General features: G+C 66.9%; 18 protein-coding genes. 3 read left to right on the top strand and 15 right to left on the bottom strand.

The features are described 5' to 3' along the window. Positions 1-807, top strand: a complete 807-nt coding sequence (locus LVJ94_31375; GenBank protein WXB01406.1) for a hypothetical protein — start codon at positions 1-3, stop codon at positions 805-807. Here the strand turns inward: LVJ94_31375 and aroC are convergent. The 3 genes from aroC to LVJ94_31390 are packed head-to-tail and all read right to left on the bottom strand — an operon-like array spanning position 804 to position 3,948. Continuing rightward, positions 804-1,904: a chorismate synthase gene (aroC, locus tag LVJ94_31380; protein WXB01407.1), complete on the bottom strand. Its 1,101-nt coding sequence runs from the start codon at positions 1,902-1,904 to the stop codon at positions 804-806. The genes LVJ94_31375 and aroC overlap by 4 nt on opposite strands. 39 nt (positions 1,905-1,943) lie before the next feature. Next, a complete protein-coding gene (locus LVJ94_31385; GenBank protein WXB01408.1) occupies positions 1,944-2,927 on the bottom strand; it encodes an NAD(P)-dependent oxidoreductase in 984 nt (327 codons plus the stop codon). A 16-nt stretch (positions 2,928-2,943) separates the two neighbouring features. Further along, positions 2,944-3,948, bottom strand: coding sequence for an NAD(P)-dependent oxidoreductase (locus tag LVJ94_31390; GenBank protein WXB01409.1), 1,005 nt, complete (start codon positions 3,946-3,948; stop codon positions 2,944-2,946). A 73-nt stretch (positions 3,949-4,021) separates the two neighbouring features. Between LVJ94_31390 and LVJ94_31395 the strand changes: the two genes are divergently transcribed. After that, entirely contained in the window at positions 4,022-4,591 is a 570-nt protein-coding gene (locus LVJ94_31395) for a TetR/AcrR family transcriptional regulator (GenBank protein ID WXB01410.1), read from the top strand. A gap of 682 nt (positions 4,592-5,273) precedes the next feature. On the opposite strand, the gene LVJ94_31400 is transcribed toward LVJ94_31395, so the two are convergent. After that, positions 5,274-6,293 carry a hypothetical protein gene (locus LVJ94_31400; GenBank protein WXB01411.1) on the bottom strand — a complete coding sequence of 340 codons (1,020 nt, stop codon included), beginning with the start codon at positions 6,291-6,293 and terminating at the stop codon, positions 5,274-5,276. A 4-nt stretch (positions 6,294-6,297) separates the two neighbouring features. Further along, positions 6,298-7,290 carry a hypothetical protein gene (locus LVJ94_31405; protein ID WXB01412.1) on the bottom strand — a complete coding sequence of 331 codons (993 nt, stop codon included), beginning with the start codon at positions 7,288-7,290 and terminating at the stop codon, positions 6,298-6,300. A gap of 102 nt (positions 7,291-7,392) precedes the next feature. Here LVJ94_31405 and LVJ94_31410 point away from each other — a divergent pair, with 102 nt between their 5' ends. Continuing rightward, positions 7,393-8,754 carry a serine/threonine protein kinase gene (locus tag LVJ94_31410; GenBank protein ID WXB01413.1) on the top strand — a complete coding sequence of 454 codons (1,362 nt, stop codon included), beginning with the start codon at positions 7,393-7,395 and terminating at the stop codon, positions 8,752-8,754. 4 nt (positions 8,755-8,758) lie between these two features. Here the strand turns inward: LVJ94_31410 and LVJ94_31415 are convergent, their stop codons facing one another. From LVJ94_31415 to LVJ94_31460, 10 genes are all read right to left on the bottom strand, one after another. Then, complete coding sequence (locus LVJ94_31415) at positions 8,759-11,044, bottom strand: pentapeptide repeat-containing protein (protein WXB01414.1); 2,286 nt, start codon at positions 11,042-11,044, stop codon at positions 8,759-8,761. Positions 11,045-11,049: 5 nt separating this feature from the next. Beyond that, entirely contained in the window at positions 11,050-11,805 is a 756-nt protein-coding gene (locus LVJ94_31420) for a methyltransferase domain-containing protein (protein WXB01415.1), read from the bottom strand. Between the two features lie 5 nt (positions 11,806-11,810). Then, a complete protein-coding gene (locus tag LVJ94_31425; protein WXB01416.1) occupies positions 11,811-12,644 on the bottom strand; it encodes an NAD(P)H-binding protein in 834 nt (277 codons plus the stop codon). Positions 12,645-12,934: 290 nt separating this feature from the next. Continuing rightward, on the bottom strand, positions 12,935-13,774 hold the full coding sequence (locus LVJ94_31430) for a sigma-70 family RNA polymerase sigma factor (GenBank protein ID WXB01417.1): 840 nt from the start codon (positions 13,772-13,774) through the stop codon (positions 12,935-12,937). A 57-nt stretch (positions 13,775-13,831) separates the two neighbouring features. Next, positions 13,832-15,064 carry a hypothetical protein gene (locus tag LVJ94_31435; GenBank protein ID WXB01418.1) on the bottom strand — a complete coding sequence of 411 codons (1,233 nt, stop codon included), beginning with the start codon at positions 15,062-15,064 and terminating at the stop codon, positions 13,832-13,834. Between the two features lie 45 nt (positions 15,065-15,109). After that, entirely contained in the window at positions 15,110-16,204 is a 1,095-nt protein-coding gene (locus LVJ94_31440) for a hypothetical protein (GenBank protein WXB01419.1), read from the bottom strand. A 26-nt stretch (positions 16,205-16,230) separates the two neighbouring features. Then, complete coding sequence (locus LVJ94_31445) at positions 16,231-16,716, bottom strand: DoxX family protein (protein ID WXB01420.1); 486 nt, start codon at positions 16,714-16,716, stop codon at positions 16,231-16,233. Positions 16,717-16,773: 57 nt separating this feature from the next. Beyond that, positions 16,774-16,968 (bottom strand): hypothetical protein, encoded by a 195-nt coding sequence (locus tag LVJ94_31450; protein ID WXB01421.1) that lies wholly within the window; start codon positions 16,966-16,968, stop codon positions 16,774-16,776. Positions 16,969-17,363: 395 nt separating this feature from the next. After that, positions 17,364-17,738 (bottom strand): YciI family protein, encoded by a 375-nt coding sequence (locus tag LVJ94_31455; GenBank protein WXB01422.1) that lies wholly within the window; start codon positions 17,736-17,738, stop codon positions 17,364-17,366. An 81-nt stretch (positions 17,739-17,819) separates the two neighbouring features. After that, a complete protein-coding gene (locus tag LVJ94_31460; GenBank protein ID WXB01423.1) occupies positions 17,820-18,377 on the bottom strand; it encodes a TetR/AcrR family transcriptional regulator in 558 nt (185 codons plus the stop codon). Positions 18,378-18,384 lie beyond the last annotated feature (7 nt).

Consider the following 18,384-nt stretch of genomic DNA (forward strand, 5'->3'; position numbering starts at 1 on the left):
ATGCAACCCGCGCCTTATCGTTCGCCGGCGGAAAAGCCGGAGCCTCCCCAAGAGCCCAAGGACGAAGCCTCCGTCCTCGGCGCGCTCCGGTCGACGCACGCGGCCTTGCCGCTCTGGCGAGGCCTGCTTCCGGCGATCGCCGTTGTCGTGATCCTCATTCTGGTGGCGATCGTTCTTGCGCCGTCGGCCGGCGCCATCGTCTTCGCCATCGTTCTTCCGTCCGCGGCACTCCTATTCCTGGTGCTCGGCTGGTCGCCGCTTCGCGCGCGGGCGCTTCGTGTCGACCTCCACGCCAATGGCGTCGTCGTCACGGACGCGACGCGCAGAGAGGTCATCGCGTTCGAGGACGTCGACGAAGTTTGGTACGACATGGATTCGCTCGGCACGCCCGTCCCTCTGATTCGGGCCATCGTCTTGGTGGATCACCAGGGTGCAAAGCACCCGGTCCCACTCACCGTCCAAAATTGCGCGACCATCGCCCAGTGGATCACACGCCAGTGCTCCGATCCGCTGATGGCCAACGCCGTGCAAGCCCTCCGAAGCGGGGAGACGCTCACATTTGGTCAGGTAGAAGTCGATCGAACGGGAATCCGCACCCGCTCGTGGGCCACACGGTGGAGCGATCTGCGTCTCGTTCGAATCGCCCCCGGCCGGGTCCACCTCTTTCGCCGTCAGACGGTGTTTCCTTGGCGGACCGTCCGGCACGACCAGGTCCCTCACCCGAGCATCTTCGTGAAGCTCGTGACCGAGTGCGCCCAGAAAGTCGAGCACTACGAGCCGTACGGCTCCATCTCGAAAAATCTCTAAGGGCTGCGCGGAAACGGCCACCCGACACCATCGCCGACTTGGCCGCGGTGGCGGAGGAATGCGTCGGCGAGCACGATGGCCATCATCGCCTCGCCCACCGGCACGGCACGGATGCCGACGCACGGATCGTGGCGACCTTTGGTGCGCACGTCGACCTCGTCGCCGTGGCGATCGACGGAGCGCTGCAAGGTCAGAATGGATGACGTGGGCTTCACGGCGAAGCGCGCGACGATTCGCTGGCCCGTGGAGATGCCGCCGAGGATGCCCCCGGCGTGGTTCGAGAGAAACGCGGGCGTGCCCTGGCCCGTGCGCATTTCGTCGGAGTTGGTTTCGCCCTCGAGCGCGGCGGCGGCCATGCCCTCGCCGATCTCCACGCCTTTGACGGCGTTGATGCTCATGAACGCGCTCGCCAGCTCCGCATCGAGCTTGCCGTACAGCGGCGCGCCCCACCCCGCAGGCACGCCGTCGGCGATGACCTCGACGATGGCGCCGCACGACGAGCCGCGCTTGCGCACCTCGTCGAGGTACGTTTCCCAGGCCTCGGCGGCCTTGGGATCGGGGCAGAAGAACGGGTTCTCGTCGATGGCCGCGTCGCTCCAGTTCGCGCGATCGATGCCGTTCGGCCCGAGCTGCACCAGCGCACCGCGAATGGTGACGCCGGGGATCACTTTGCGGGCGACCGCACCGGCGGCCACGCGCATGGCCGTTTCGCGCGCGGAGGAGCGCCCGCCGCCGCGGTAGTCGCGGATGCCGTACTTCGCGTCGTACGTGAAGTCCGCATGCCCGGGCCGGTAGCGGTCTTTGATCTCGCCGTAGTCTTTGGAGCGCTGGTCGACGTTGTCGATGAGCAGCCCGATGGGCGCCCCGGTGGTCACGCCGTCCATGACGCCGGAGACGATGCGCACGGCATCGGGCTCGCGCCGCTGCGTCGTGAAGCGGGATTGGCCGGGGCGCCGCTTGTCGAGATAAAGCTGAATCTCGGGCTCGGTGATGGGGATGCGCGGGGGGCATCCATCGACGACGCACCCGATGGTGGGGCCGTGGCTCTCGCCGAACGTGGTAACGCGGAAAAGGTGCCCGAACGTGTTGTGCGACATCGATCGGGCGAAGCCTACCACGACTGGCGCAGCCGCAGCTCAGTGCCCGCGCTCGATGCGCGTACCGAACTCCTGCATGCGCTCCACGACATAGCCCGGGTGGAGCAGTGACTCCGGGTGGTACAGCCCCGGCGCCACCGCCGCGCCGCCGGCAAGACCGAGCAGGCGCTCCACCGCCAACGCAACGCCGCGTGCGCTCGTCTCCGAGTGGCTCGCCGCATCGAGGAGGGCGTACCGAAAGCGCCCCGAGCTGCCGTCGGTCTTCGTGCCCGTGATCTCGATGAGCACCTCGTGCGCGAGGCCATCGCCCGGACGCACCGCAAAGTCGATGCGGACCGCTTGCGTGTCGGTCGCGGCGGCGAGGCTCGCCACGTCGAGCAGAGGAAGGGCGCGGCCCTGCCATTCGCGTCCATCGGCCCCGGTGAACCGGCGGAGCGCATCTTCTTCGCCGGCCCAAAGCCATTGCCCATTCTTGAGGATGGGCGGCCGCGCGACCGCGCCACCAAGGCGATCCATATCGACCTGCGCAGCGGGCCCGCCGCTGTCGCCTTCCCCGACGACCACGCCGAGATCGATCGATTCGATGGTGCGAAAATCGCGGGCGAAGTGCAAGGTCGACAAGGTAACCGTGCCCCCCAGCGCATGCCCCAAAAAGAGCACGGGCGCGCGCGACGGGGCGTGCACGTAGCGCGCGACCTCGGGGCCGATGTCGAAGAGCCAATCGGAGAACGACACGTACGGAAGCCCCTTGGCCTGCGCATACTTCATCGTATTGAGCGTCGCGTCCTTCAAGAGAACCACGACGGCGCTGTACGCCTTTCCCTCGGGGAGCCCCAGATCGCTCCGTTCCAAGTCGACGCGCACCGCCTCGGCCAGGCCGGCTTCTTCCGCCACGGCCTTGGCCTTCGCGAGATCGCGCCCGCCGATGGCGATCGGCAGTGCGGGCTGCAGCTTGCGCAACGCCTTGGCGAAGTAGCGACCGACGATGCCGGATCCTCCAATGACCAATACGGGATCTTTCATGATGCCATGGCTCCTTTTATTTCGAATTACGGAACTGCACGCCAAATTCCTTCAATCGCCGAACCATGTATTCTGGTTCGATGAGCACCTCGGGCAGGTAGAGGCCCGGTGCAACGCGCTCGCCACCGTCGAGTCCGAGCAGGCGCTCCACGCCCACGGCCACCGCCAGCGCGGTGACCGGCGCTTGCCCCGCCGGGTGCACCAGCTCGTGACGAACGCGGCCCGGCGTACCATCGGCGAGCTCGCCGCGCATCTCGATGATGATCTCCGTGGAGAATGGCTCGCCCCTGCGACGGCTCGCCGTCTTGCCCACCGCGAGATCGAACCGAATCGAGTGCGCATCGGTCGCTGCCGCGAGGCTCGACACGTCGAACGGTGAATACGCCGAGCCTTCCAGCTCCACGCCGTCGACGTCCAAAAAGCGCCGCTTGGCGTCGTCGCCGCGGGCAAATACCCATTTGCCATGATCGAGAATCAGGGCATTCGGCCCTACCTTGGTGAGGCGCTCGAAATCGGCATAGGCGGCGGGGCCGCCCATGTCCTCTTCGTCGAGGTGCGCGGCGAGCTCGATGGTCTCGAGCTTTCGAAATGCGCGCGCAAAGACGAGCGCCGGCAGCACCGCAGCGCCCGCGAGCCATTGGCTGGCCATGAGGATGGGGGCGCGTGCGGGCTTTTGCGCGTACAGCGCGATCTCCGGTGCCATTTCGAAGATGCCCGTCGAAATACCGAGATAGGCCGCACCTCGATCCTGGGCGTAGCGGAGCGAGTTGAACGTCTCGTCCTTGAGGAACATCGCCACGGCCGAAAACGCCTTCTCGCCGGGCAGGCCGAGATCGCGGCGCCGGAGGTCGACGGCAACGCCAAAGGCAGGCCCGCCGATTTCTCTGGCGAGGGCATCGGCCTTTCGAAGATCGCGCCCGCCCAAGGCCATCGGTAGCTCGGGGTGGAGGCGGCGAAGGGTCTTGGCGGTCTGGGAGCCGACGATGCCGGTCCCTCCGACGATGAGCACGGGGTTTTTCATGGGGGAGTCACCGTTGTTACCATCAGTAAGTTACCTTTAGTAATGTGACCCCACCCTGCTATTGTCAAGCGCGATGCAACAGCGACTGCCGAAGGCGCAACGCCGCGAGCAACTCCTCGAGACCGCGATGACCATCGTCCGCGAACAAGGCACCGATGCCTTGACCTTGGGCTACCTGGCGGAGCGCGCGGGCATCAGCAAGCCGATCGCCTACACCCACTTCGAGACACGCGCGGGCCTCTTGACGGCACTGGCCAAACAAATCGATGACCGCGCACTCGTGACCTTCCAGGAGGCGTGCCAGCGCTCGCCCAAGAAGCTCAAGGAGCTGGCACGCGTGGCCGCCACCGCCTACATGCATTGCTACACGACCTCGGGCCCCGAGTGGCACGCGATCTGGGCCGCGCTGAAGGGCGATGCCGAGACGGACGGCTTCCAGCAAGAAATGTTCGACCGCTATGCGAACGTCTATTTCGAGACGTTCGGGCCTTTTTCGCAGCTACCGAAGGACGAACTGCACCTTCGTTGCATCGGTATCGTCGGGGCGGCCGAGGGCATGTCCCGCGAAATGCTTTCCCACCGCATCACCGAGGCCACCGCCTCCTCGACCTTGGCCTCCCTCATCGTGAAATGGCTTGGCTAATCACGGAACGCGATCCTCGGATAGCGTCACGAAGAGAAGAATAAACCGCCAGGACGCCGAGAGAGTCGCCTGGTTCGCCAGGGGGACCAACGATAAACCTCATATGGTTTGTTGCCGTTTCCCTCGCGCCGTTGGCGACGACTTGGTTCCCTCGTTCTCGGGGAGAGAGACCGAACTGGAGCTCGGAACCACGTGGGCACAGGCGTCCCCCGGCGGACGGGGGACAAACGGGTGCGCGATCGCGCGCTCCGCGCAATCTCAGACGTGCTTCTTCTGGCCTTCTCTCTGCCAGATAAGAATGAGGGTAGAAAAGTTCCGGTAGATGCGAGCAGTTTTTGCGCTGCTTCCCCAACGTGGAATTCGGCTACCGGTCCGCGACCGCAGCGCTTCCCGTCACCGCTCTACGTGTGGTTCCCGCTGGCTGGCCCCCCGTAGGGGTGGCTCCAACTGTCAACGGGCACGTGGAGGGCTGTTGCCTCCCACTCGAACCTTGTGGCAACCCATCACTCAAATCTGCGACCTTACGGGCGCGGTATCCGGAGCACCGCGCACGAACGATCTGCTCCGATCGCATTGCCAACGGAGTGCCAACCCAATCGCAGGGAAAATGGGGCACGCCGCGTAACGGCTCCCTGTCCGGGACGAGGCGGGCCTGTCCCGGGACAGCCCCTACGCCAACGCGCTACGGCGCCGTTTCCGGCGCTTGGCTGGAGTTGTTGTCGCCCCAGCAGGAGGCGCGGCCGTCGGTGAGGACGCCGCAGGCATGGAGATCGCCGCCTGCGATGTCGCGGTAGGTGCCGTTGCGCGCGTTGGTTTGGCCGGAGCCGTTGTCGCCCCAGCAGCGCATGCCTTGCGGTAGCGCGCCGCACGTGTGCGACTTGCCGGCGCCGACGCGCGTGAAGGTGTCGTCGGGCGGGCTTGCCTTGCCCCCACCCTTGTCGCCCCAGCAGAGGATTTTCCCGTCGGTGCGAAGCGCGCACGTGTGGTTGTACCCGGAGGAGATCTGCCGGTACGTGCCCGCGGGCGGGCTCGCCTGCTTCACGTCGTCGCGCCCCCAGCACATGATGATGCCGGTGTCGCGGATCCCGCAGGTGTGGTACTCGCCCGCGGCGACCTGCTTGAAAAGCTCGTACGGCGCCGTCGATTGATGGGCGCCGTCGGAGCCCCAGCACTTCACGTAGCCGTCCGTGCGCACGCCGCACGAGTGGAACGCGCCCGTGGAAACTTGTTTGAACACGACGCCTTGGGGCGGGGTCGATTGGCCGCTGCCATCGGAGCCCCAGCAGGCCGCGGTTCCATCGATTTGGACTGCGCACGTGTGGTAACCGAAGGCCGATATTTGCTTGTATCTTCCAGGTACTGGTGTCGATTGCCGGTAGCTGTTGTCGCCCCAGCACACCGCGGTTCCGTCGCTCTTCACGCGGCAGCTGTGCGCGGTGCCGCCCGCGACGATCTGCGGAGGATCTTTGTCCTCGGGCGTCTGCGCATCGGCATCGCGTTCGTCGCGCGCGTCCGTGATGTCGCCATCGTGGGTGGGGCCGCCGTCGAGCGCATCGGGGCCGGCATCGAACGTGGGGCCGCCGTCGCCGCCGTCGTCGCCGTTGGGCGGCGGGTCTTCGCCGAGCGGGCGATCGGTGTCGACGCCGAGGAGCATGCTGCATCCACCGAGGGCCGCCGCGGCCAGCACGAGCAGGACTCTCACGATGTCAAAACTCCGTCGTCAGGTGCAGCGTAAGGCCTGCGTGGGCGGGTTGCGTCGACACCAGAACACGCCGGTCGAAGGGGCGTGCGACGAGAAAATACGTGCCGGCGCCGATTCCAACGAGCGCCGCGCCGAAGCCCACCGTGCTCCAGAGGCTTGCTCGGTCGAAGGAGCGCTCGGCGTCGTAGCCCTCGGGGTCGCACGTGGCGTTGCAATGCGAGTCGATGGTGCTCTTCTTCGAGATGGCCTGGAGGCCGAAGATGCTTCCGATGGCGAGCCCCGCACCACCCACGCCGAGGGCGATCCAGCCGAGCGTGCGGCTAGGGCCTTCCTCGGCCTCGCGGAGGGTGACGGGGGAACTGCGCGGCAGGGATATGCCCCGTTGCTCTTCTTTCTTGGGCTCCTCCTCCTTGGGGGGGAGCGGCGCAACGACGGGCGGAGCGTCGCTGGGCACGACGGCGAGCTCTTTGGTTTCGCCTTGCAACAATCGAATCGTGTATGTGCGCTCGCCCTTGCCGGGGGCGGTCGCCATCACGGTGTGCTCGCCGGGGTCGACGCGAAGGGGCTGGCCGAGGGCCTGCGGATCCAATTCGATGCCATCGCGAAAGACGCGGGTCTGCGGCGGCGCACCCTCGGTCACGCGAAGGGAGAGGCGCGCCATGTGGCTCTCGGCAGTAGCTGCGCGTTCCTTCGCATAGGGCACCCGAGGATCGCTGGGTCGAAAATGCGTCACTGCAAGGCGGAAATGTTGCGCGGCCAGTCCGAGTCGCCCGAGGTGCTCCTCGCAATCGGCGAGGTTCAAGAGCGTGCCCGGTGCGGGCTCGAGTTGCTGACTCTGCTCGAACTTCTCGCAGGCCGTTTTGAAGTCTCCACGCTCCGATGCCTGCTTCCCCGCGCGGAACAAGGCCTCCGCCGTGGTGTCGTCGGCACGTGCAACGGATGCCCCCGATGCGATGGTGCACGCGGCAAGCGCGAAGATAAGCAACCTCCGTGACATTTTCTCCGTATACGCGATGGTGCGCGGAACCCTCCCCTGGCGTGGATGGATTCGCCGACGGGAGTGGACGCTGGTTCAGCTTTGATCCATCCTCGCGCAGAGATGCATCAGGATCCGCGAGTACCGGACCCTGCGGGTGCAGCGCAAGTCGAAAGCTTCGCCCCGGGGGACATCGTTGCCGAACGTTATCGGCTCGAGCGCATCGTGGGTGAAGGCGGAATGGGCATCGTGTGGGCGGCGACGCACTTGATCACGGGCCGCGCAGTGGCCATCAAGGTGCTCAAACGCAATGGGCCCGAGGACGCCGCACGCCTTCTGCGCGAGGCGCGTGTGGCGGCATCGCTGCAACATCGAAACATCATTCAAGTGTTCGACCTCTGGCAGCTTCCCAACACGGGCGTGCTGTTCATGGTCATGGATCTCTTGCGCGGTGAATCGCTGGCCGAGCGCCTTCATCGCGAACGCGTGCTCAGCGTCGCGGCATCCGCGGAGATTCTCCACGCGGTGGCGTCGGCCTTGAAGAGCGCCCACGCACAAGGGTTCGTGCACCGCGATCTGAAGCCGGACAACATCTTCCTCGCGCAGGAAAACGACGGCCTCACCGTGGTGAAGGTCCTCGACTTCGGCCTCGCGCGGCCGATGGATCCCGAGATGAGCCCGCACGTGACGAGCAGCGGCGCGGTGACGGGGACTCCGCACTACATGGCGCCCGAGCAGGTGTTCGGCGAGAAGAAGCTCGATCGCGCCGTCGACGTGTGGGCGCTCGGCGTCGTTTGGGTGGAGTGCCTCTCGGGGCGCATGCTGTTCGACGGCGAGAACTTCGGCCAGATCTTCCGCAAGATCGCGCTGGGTGAGCATGCGCCGCTCGAAGCGTTGCTCGCGGGATTCGCGCCCGAGTTGGTGGCGCTGATCGCGCGCATGCTCGCACGCGATCCGTCGAAGCGCCCCACGGACGACGAAGTGCTCAGCGCCTTCCGGCACCACCAGGCCACCGGCTCGCGCATGGGCGCGATGGAAACGTCGATACGCATCGCACCTCCCCCGGCGGCGATGGAGACCGCCGTGGCTCGCTCGTTCTCGCCATCGCCACTTCCCACGGTGCAGCATACGAACTTGGTCACCTCGGTGGCCGACCGAAAGACGTCGTCGTCCGCCAAACCGATCGCCGTGGCCGCAGCCGCGCTCACGTTGCTCTTGCTGGTGGGCGCATCGCTCGCCGTTCGCTCGTGGCTCTCGTCGAGGACGGATGCCGCGCGCCCGCCGGCGGCGATGTCGGCCTCGGGCCGTGCGGAGCCGAGCGTGGTCGCCGAACCGCCGCCACCTCTGACGCCGCTGGTGGAGGTCCCCACCACGACGCGCGATGCCGTCGATGCCGGTGCGCCGGCACCGCACCCGGCCAAGGCGCGTCCTGCGAAGGGGAATCCCAATTCGGATTCGAAGGACTACCTCGACAAACGATTCTAATACGTCAACGTGGAAGCAGCGTACCCCGCAAGTTTGCGCGGGCGAGGTTCGCCGAGGTGAAGTCGCTGCCCTCGAAGTTTGCCCCCACGAGACGCGTCGCGCGCAGATCCGAACTGCGCACGTCGCAGCGGCGCAGGGTCGCGTAGCCGAAGTCGGCGCCTTCGAAGACGGCGGCCGTGAGGCGCACCTCTTCGCCGATGCACCGCGAGAGGATCGCACGCTTCGCGCTCGCCCCGAGCCAGTTGCCGCGTGAAAGGCGCGCGCCCTCGAGCACGGCGCGTTCGAGCTGGGCGCCCATCAAGTTGGCATCTTCGAGGTGCGCACCAGTCAAGTCGGCGCCGGCGAGGCGCGTTCCCAACAAGGTGGCCCCGTTCAACATGGCCCCGCGAAGGCGGCAGCCTCGAAGATCGGCACCGGTGAAGTCCGCGCCGGCGAGCACGGCGTCGGACAAATCGTGGCCGCGAAGATCGACGCCGACGAAGGGCGACACGGGAAGGGGGGCGGCGGGCGATGGGAAGCCGAGAACGCGAAGCTGCCCCGCGGCGTCGAGGCGCGCGGGTGGGAAATGCGAGGATGCGCGCTCGAGGCGCTCTTCGTCGGAGAGATCGTCGATGAGGGCGAGCAAGGCCCCGCGAATGGCCGGCGCGACCACGTGCTCGCAGAGCTCGCGCGAGCTGGCGCGCGTCCTCGGGTCGTCGCTTCGAAGGCCGCGGTGCACGCGGTCGAAGTTCTCGTGCGGGTGCCAGAGGTCGAGCACGCGAAAGAGATGCGAGGTGGCCTCCGCCTCGCGTTCGCGCAAGGTCGCCACGAGCTGCGCATGCGCCTCTTCGCGCGCGAGCACCACGCGCGCCTCGAGGCTCGCGAACGCGTCGCGCAAGGCCCGATCGGCGGCCAGCGAAAGCGCCACCTCCGGAATGCGCTGCGATGGGTCTTCGGCGTGCCGATACGCGAGCTCGCGCAAGCTGCGATGGCGGACCACTTCCTCCGGGGCATCGAGCATCAGGTCGGCCAAGGCCGGCGCCGCCGCGGACGATTCGAGCCCGCGGGTGGCCTCCGGATCGAGGTGGCTCTCGCGAAGCGTGGCGCGAAAGATATCCAAATAGTGCCGACGCACGTCGAGGGTCACGAAGACCCAGGCCGCTCCGAGGGCGACCACGACCACGACCAGAATCGCGCGCGGCGCACCGAGGGCCGCGACGAGCAAGATCGCCGCCGAGGCGACGGCTTGCCCGCCCCGCTGCCCCACGAGATCGACCACGGGTTTCACCCGCGCGCGGTGCTCGTCGGCCATGGGCAGGAAGAGCAGCTCGACGCTGGTGCGGTGGAGCGAATGCCGAAGGCTGCCGTCGGCGCCCTTCATGAGCAGCGCCGCGAAGACCGTGCCGGTGACGGCAAACGCCGAGGCACCGAACACGACGAGCACCGGCAGCACGAGCAGCGCGCGGTGCACGCCGATCACGCGAAGCAGCCACCCCGAGCCAAAGACCTGCACGACCAGGGCGAGCGCGCTCATGACGAAGGACGCCGTCGCGAAGAACGCCACGAGCTCTCCCTGGTGAAACCGAGCTTGGGCGGCGGCCTTGAAGAGGTAATCGACCAAGGTCAGCGCCACGGTGCCCAGGAGAACCAGCGCCAGAATGCGCATCGCATACGGGTCGGCGCGAAGCTCGTAGCCCGCGGCGCGAGCCCGTGCGGGCGCGGCCTTCGCCCGCATCGCACCGTCGCCGCGCGCCAACGCACGCGCAGGCCCCAGCGCCGTGACCAGGAAAAGCGCCCCCGCGGCCAACACCAAGCCGCGCGCATCGATGACGAAGGCCAGGCCGCGCGCGCACGCCGCGCCCACGACGGCACCGAGGACACTCCCCAAGCCGATGAACCCGAAGAGCCGTTTTCCGTCCGAGATGGTGAAGCGCGCGCCGAGGGCGAGCCAAAATCGCAGCATGATCCACGCCGCCGCCACGCCGGTCCAGAGGTAGAGCGCCATCACGACGCCGGGATGCACGGTGGCGTGGAGCGCAAGGCCGAAGGCGCCCGTCCCTGCGGCCACGAGAAGCAGCGGCCACGTCGAAAAGTGCTGCGAGCGCCCGCGATCGAAGCGCGAGAGCACGAGGCCGCACGCGGCAATGGCGAGGATCATCCACGCGAGGCGCGAGGCCGGAAGGCGCGCGAGAAAAAGCGCATCGCGCGCGGTTTCGAGCAACGTGTGCGCCGCGGTGGTGCCCAGCAACGTGAGGAACGCCCGGAGCGCCGTGTTGCTGTCTCCTTTTCGGAAGTCCAGCAGGGGCCGCATGGAGGCTACGGCGACGGCGGTTTGACGGCGACGATGCGCAGCCTGCGGTAGTCGGCGAACCAGTGGCCATCCCGATGAAGCTGCGGCGCGAGCCTCCGGCTTGCGTCGGCGAGGAGGGCGTCGGCATCGGCCACGTCCGCCAGCAAGCCGTGCCCGAACATGCGAACCCAGGTGGCGATCCCGTCATCCCCCTCGAGCTTCGTGGGCCGGTCGAAAAGCAAGGCCTCGCGCACCTCGAGCCCCGCGCGCTCGAGCACCGCGGCGTACTGCGCCACGGTGGGAAAATACCAAGGAGAACGCGCCGGCGGCAGGCCGAAGTGCGCGCGGGAAGCCTGAACCCCGGCCACCAGGATGGCCACATTGCCTGCGCCGCCAAGCTCCGCGACGAAGCGGCCGCCCGCCTTCAACGCGGCGGCGATGGAATGCGCCGCGGCGTCGGCCTCGTGCACCCAATGCAATACCGCATTGCTCACCACGGCGTCGAACTCGCGCTCGAAACCGAGCGACCGCACATCGGCCACGCGAAGGTCGGCCTCGGGGTATTTCGCACGCGCGCGCTCGATCATCTCCGGGCTGGCGTCGACCCCCAGCGCGGCCACACCACGCGCGCTCAGAAGCGCGACGTGGTCGCCGGTGCCGCATCCCACGTCGAGCACGCGCTCGCCCGGCTTGGCCGCCAGCACCTCGAAGAGATCCGCACCGTACTGCGCCACGAAGGCGTGCTTCGCATCGTAGAGCTCCGCATTCCACACGAGTCCCATCGGACTCATCCTACGCGAATGGCTTCCTCTTTCCACTCCTCGTAGGCGCGGGCGAGGCCTGCGGGCACGTTGGGGAATCGCGGGGTCCAGCCGACGGAGGCGCCGTGCGTTTGCGCGACCGCGACGTCGCGCTCGAGAACGTCGCAGGTGTGCTCGCGAAACTCGGCGGGGGCCTGCTCGGCGCAGACGCTCTCGATGCGGCGGCATCCGACGGTGCGGGCCACGGCTTCGGCCAACGCGCGCGCGGTGACGGGCTCTCCGTCGACGCCCTCGAAGATGCCGCGACCGCCTTGGCGCACGATGGCGTGGAAGAGGCGCGCGGCGTCGGCGCGATGGATGGCCGAAACGCGGGCGCGTCCTTCGCCAACGTAAAACGAGGTACCGTGCGCCTCGGCGGCAGCGAAAAGGTCGGGCATCGTTCCTCCGAGCCCGCCGTAGACCATCCCAAGGCGCACCACGGACGTGGCCATGCGATCGCCGCCGGCGGCCAGCACCTCCTCTTCCAAGGCGAACCGCCATGCCGATCGGTTGTAGGCGCTCGAGGCATAGACGAATGCGCGGGAGCCAGCGGCGAGAAGCGCGCGCGTGGCGTGCGCGTCCCTCTCCTCGTGGGCATCGTCGAAGGCCGCGTGCACGATGGCGTCCGCCCGCCCCGCCGTTTCAGCATGCCGCTCCAGCGCCTCCAACGTGCCGAGGATGGGCACCATGCCACGTTCGCGCACCGCGCGCGCTTTCTCCTCCGTGCGCACCAACGCCAGCACCTCGACACCGGCGGCCCGTAGCTCCTTGGCGATGGCCCCGCCCACGTAACCCGTGGCTCCCGTCAGAAATACGTTCATGCACGCTACGGTGGGCCCGGCGAAGGGCGGCCGCTGTCGAAATCTTGCTCCTAACGCAAAAGTCGATTGACCGTGGCAGATCGACGAATGCCTTGCAGTCGAGCAGCGGCAGCGGGACAAGCCCGGCGGGGCCGGCGCCTTGGTCCCTATCCAAGGAGAGGATCGCCAGGCGGAGTGGCGATCCTGGCGTTTCGACACGACACGTCGCGCCGGTCCCGCCGGTTTCTTCTCGCTGCCGCGGTTCCAGCACCACGCAGTTTCGAGCCTGACACATTCAATCGACTGTTGCCCTAGACGCGAGAATGCGCGTCGCCGAGCACGCGGCGCAGGCTCACGTCCACCTCGCCCTCGATGAGGCGCAGCACGCTCTCCAATTCGCCGGTGCGGAGCTTCAGGCGCTCCGCGAGCATCCGCCGCGTGGCCTCGACCAGGGTGGCCCGCACCTTGGTGAGCCGCCGTGCGGCGCTCGCGCGGTGCAAACCGTAAATGGCCCCCAGATGGTCAATCGTAAGGCCGTCCAAATAGTGATAGCGAAGCAGGTTGCGCTCCTCGCTGCTCAGCGCCTTCACGGCTTCGCGAAACGCGCGCTCGAACTCCGCGCCGCACTGCTCGCGCAAGTGCACCAGCTCCGGATCGGCCGAAGCCCACGGCCAGGAGCCGCTCTCCAAGGGAACCTCGCGGTCCTTCCTCCGGCGCAAGCTGATCGCCTGGCGCATCATCACCACGCGCACGAAGGTTCGCAGATCCCCTCGCCCGCCGTACGTCGCGATGCGGGGCTCGTCGCCCGATTCGGCGACGAACAACTTCTCGCGCACCCGTTGCTTCACCTCGTCGGCGAACCCGGAACCGTTGGCCATCCGAGCGAGCGCGCCATCGCAATCGGCGAAGTAAGCCGCCTCCAGCGCGGCAATCGCATCCGAATTGCCCCTGGAGCATGCACACGCGAGGTAGAGACCACCAGGATTCAACGACGCGAGCGCCACCTCGACATCGCCCTGGGGCAGACGCTTCGCGACGAACCGCACGAACTCCGCCACGTCGACGTGCAGCCCCGGCCACGCAGCCCGGCCTTCGTTCGCGAAGCGCGCGATCGGCTCGTCGATGTCCGCGTCGAAGCCGTCCCGGCCCATGAGAAAGAGTCTACCAGACCGAACGCCGACGTGCAGTTGCTCGCGCAGGTGCGAGTGCTAGCAGCCGTTCGCGGCCACGATTTTCTGCGCGACTCGACGAAAGAACGGTGCGGCCGTATTCGGCCCGCTGTGGCCCGAGTCTTCGCGCACCACTACGCCGGCCAGGATGACCAGACGCGGCTTCTCGGCGGGGAAGGTGCCGGCGAAGGTCACGTAGTTCCAGCCGTCCGCGTCCTCGCCCGTTCCCGTTTTTCCGGCCACATGGCACCCGGGAATGCGCGCCGTCTTCGCGTGGGCATCTTCGCGGTCGACGGCGGCTTCGAGGATGCGCATCTCGGTCTCGGACGTCTCGTGGCGAAGAATGCGTTGCGGCTCCGACTTGCTCTCGTAGACGACGCGACCCGTTTCGTCCTTCACGCGCCGCACGAGCGTGGGGCGGTTGTAGACGCCGTCGTTGACCACGCTCGCGAACCCCATGACCACCTGCAACGGGCTCAAGGCGAAGCCGTGCCCGGCCCCCAACGCCGCCGTTTGGTACGGCGTCAGCGAGGAGAACGGCTTGAGGTTGCCGGCGCGCGCGCCCTGGAGCTCGATGCGCGGGGCCTCGGTGAAGTGGAACCGCCCGAAGGCCTCCCCAAGCCGCTCTTTGCCGAGGGCGAGTGCCATTTTGCCGGCGACGATGTTCGAGGAGAACACCATCATGTCGGTCGTGGACATCTCCCCATGGGGGGATCCGTCGGTCAGGATTTTGCCGTCGATGAGGGCTTTGCCGTTGTCCCCCTGAAACCGCTGGTCGGCGCGCACGGTGCCCGCGTCGAGTGCCGCCGCCAAGGTGAACGTCTTGGTCACGGACGCTGGCGAGTATTCGCCCCGCACGGCGAGATCCCACGCATCGTCTTGCTTCCCGTGCCGACGTCCGCGGAGCGCCAGGATCTCGCCCGACCGCGGGTCGACGACGACCATGAGGGCCTCGCGCACCTGCGGATCCTCGGCCATGTGCGACACCGCCTCGTCCGCCCATGCGGAAATCGTCGGGTCGATCGTGAGCTCGGTGACGTGCGGCCCCTTGGCGATGCCCGAGGCCTCGAGGTACGCATCGACCTGGCCGCGCAAGCCTAGGGGAAGGCGCGGGTCTTCGGCCGGGCGCTGCGCGGACGAGACGGAAACCGCCGGCGCCGTGTCCGTCGCCGGCGAACGCCCGCAAGCTGCAACCGTGGAAAGCGCACCCAACGCGAAGGTCGCGAGAGCCGTGAATGGCGCGTGCCCCCGCGCCCATTGGAATTTGCACATGAGCGCTACTTAGCCACGTGCTAAAAATTTAGCAATACCATGATGCTATTTTCTTAGCATCGCCACCACCGCCTCCACGAGCGCGCTGGAAACCGGGATTCCACGCTCGCGCAGCGATTGGGCGTGCAGCTCGGCCTGGGTGCGGTGCGCGCGATCCGCGGACAGCTTTTCGTGCAGCGCGCCGAGGGGCATCGCCCCATCGACCCAGCACGAGACGAAGCGGTGCACGGCGAAGGCCACGTCATTCTCTTCGGGCTCGATGTAGCGCCCACCGCGGAATTCCTGCACGAGCGAGACGACGGCGTCGCGCGTCTCCGTCCGATGAAACGACGGTGTGAGACGCCATTCGTACGAGATCGATGGCTCGATGGTCACGATGCCCGCCGCATCGAAGGTGGCCAGCATCTCGGCAAAGGGCAAATCGCCAAAGGGTTCGCGGTACCCGCTGGGCGCCATGTCGGAAGCAGCCGGCAGCCCGATCACGCGGGCCGTGCCCTGCAACGAGAGCAGCCTGCCCCGTACGGCCAAGCCTTGGCCTCCGGCACGGACGCTGGCTCGCTTCACGTCGAACGACAGGCGCGTGCGGCCGCGAAACCAATGGAACACCGACTGGATCCCACCCACAGCGCCGACGGCGCCCACGGCGAAGACGAGCAGTCCCAACGCAGCATACGCAACGAGGGCCCAGCCCCGTCTCTCCCCCTCGAAATACGGCCCCATCGCGATGCCGGCGCCCAATCCTGCGACGCCGCCCGACACGAGGAACCCAAGAAACCCTGCCACCAGGCTGCCGTCACGTTCGACGGAGAAACGAGCCTCGCGATCGCCGAGCGGCTCTCCACAACATGGACACGTCACGTCGCGGGGCGCGCGCTCTCCACACACGAGGCAATGCTCCAGAGCCTCGGCGGGCACCTTGCGTGCCCCCGGCCGCGCAAACAACATGCAACCCCCCGCGATGAAAAAGCCCAAGGCGAAGCCGAGAAACAGCAGCGCCATCGCATACTCGAGCACTTCGCCCACGACGCTTCCCGCCGAACCGCGGAGCATGGCCACGACGAGTGCCCCAAAAAAGAGGGCGAAGCAAAGAGAACCAAAGGCAAGGAGGAATCCGTAGCGACGCTCGAGCACACCGCCCATGTGCCCATTCTATCCGGTTATCCACTTCAGCGTGCGCGCGCGGCGAGCATCGGCTTGTAGGCAGCGCGATAGGCCCACGCCAACGCGATCTCCAACGCCACCAGGACCGCTGCGAAAGGAAGCCCCGAGGGCGCGAGGAATGCGTGGAAGGCGAAGATGTTCACGACGACCGGCGCGATCAACGCCAGCGCGAGCGGGACGAAGCGATTGGCCAAGAGCAGCGCGCCCACGAGCACTTCCGTTCCTTTGATGAGCTGGAACAGGTAGCCCGAGCCGGCGAGTGCACCCGCGAAGGCCGCGACACCTTCGGGCATCGGCTCCGTGGGCTGCGGGAGGAAGTGAAGGAAGAAGTCCAGCCCGCAGACGAAGAACACGAGGCCGAGCGACACGCGACCTCCTGCAACGAGGTAGCGGCGAACGCGATCGCCTTTGGCGTTGGTGGCCGTCACGTTGGTGGCGGCGGTGGTGTCGACGACGTTGAGGTGGCTGGTAACCGATTGCGTGGTGTTCATGATCATTCTCCGTTGGTGGTTCGAGTCGTTGAAAAGGGATGTTCGCGGTGACGCGGGTCACCCGTAACGCCAGCCAAGGGCGGGCATCTCGTAGACGGTGCTTCCGCCGGAGGCCCAGCGGTTCGGCAGTTCGTCCAAGTCGTCTTGCCGAATCTCGACAGAGCGCGATCGCGCTCCGGGGTTACGGCTGCTGTTGGCCGACCCCAGGGCAGAGGCCGGCGATTCGTGTTGCCACGACGTCGTCGCTTTCATGACGCGCTCCATTTCGACAGGGACCTCCGACCGCCTCGGCCGAATCACCATCCCTGCCTCTGTGAACTCGTCGTGCGACCCGCCCCAGGATCGACACGGCCGCCGATCTTTTTTTCGGGTCCCGTCGATCGGGCACTTTTCGGCCTTTTGACGCACCGCTCCGGCGCGTCATAGGCATCTTCGCTACAACGTCACTGAAAATGACGACCGCGCTTTTGAGCCGACAAGGGAACGGCTAGAGAATTTTTACATGAAGGCGGGAAGGCGGGAAGGACTTACGTCACAGAGGGCGCGGAACGCTTCTTTGGGTTTCCAGCTGGCCCACGGGGCTAATTGGAAACCCTAAAACTTCCCGCCTTCCCGCCTTCATGTGAATTCTCTCCTCCGGTTCCCCTCTAGGCGCCGACGGCGCGGCGGACGTCGTCGAGATCCTTCAGCGGGCGCACTTCGACGCGGCCGGTGCGCGACCAAGGGAACTGCTTGGCGATCTCGACGGCCTCATCCATGTTCTCGGCCTCGATGAGGTTGAAGCCACCCAGGTACTCTTTGGCCTCGGAGAAGGGGCCGTCGACGATGGTCATCTTGTTGTTGCGGACGCGCAGCGACTTGCTGACCGTCGGCGCCTCGAGCTGCTGCGAATCGAGCAACTTGCCGCTCGAGCGCAGCTCGTCGGCATGCTTGAAACAGCCGCGCATCATCGTGTCGGCCTCCCCCGCGGGCAGGGCCTCGAGCAGAGAGTCGTCGTTGTAGATCATCACCAGGAATTTCATGGCGCTCCTCGCCCTCTCGTTGTCGCGGTCAAAGTTGCGGATACGAACACACGTTATCGCAACAATCGACCGGTTGTCTCCCTATAGCTCGGAGGCAAGCAGCGTCTCGGCCACTTTTTTTGCGACCTTTGCGGCATCGAGCTCGCCGTTCATCATGGCGGTGACGAGCGAGCCCTCGAGCAGCATCGCAATCTGACGCGCAAGCTCCTGCGGGTGCTTCGCGCCGGCCTCCTCGCAGAGCCGCTGCGCGTACTCGCGGATCGCATCCTTGTGGCGCTTGGCCGCGCGATGAAGTGGGGAGTCGAGCGAGCCATACTCGGAGGCGGCTTTGACGAAGATGCAGCCCGCGAAGTCGTTCGAGAGCCATTCGGTGTAGACGTCGAACAGCGCGAGCAGCCTTCGGCGCGGCGACTTGGCGCGCTTTTCGGTCTCCGAGATGATCCACGGGCGGTGCTGCTCGTCGCAGTGCTCGATGACCGCGGCAATGAGCTCGTCTTTCGAGCCGAAGTGCTTGTACAGCGTCATCTTCGCCACCCCCGACTCCGCCAGGATCTTGTCGATGCCCGTGGCGTGGAAACCATCCCGTAGGAACAGGCGTAGGGCCGTGTTGATGAGGACCGCTCTTCGTTCGGACGACATGTGGGTC

Source organism: Sorangiineae bacterium MSr11367 (assembly GCA_037157805.1).
Classification (GTDB): domain Bacteria; phylum Myxococcota_A; class Polyangia; order Polyangiales; family Polyangiaceae; genus Pendulispora; species Pendulispora rubella.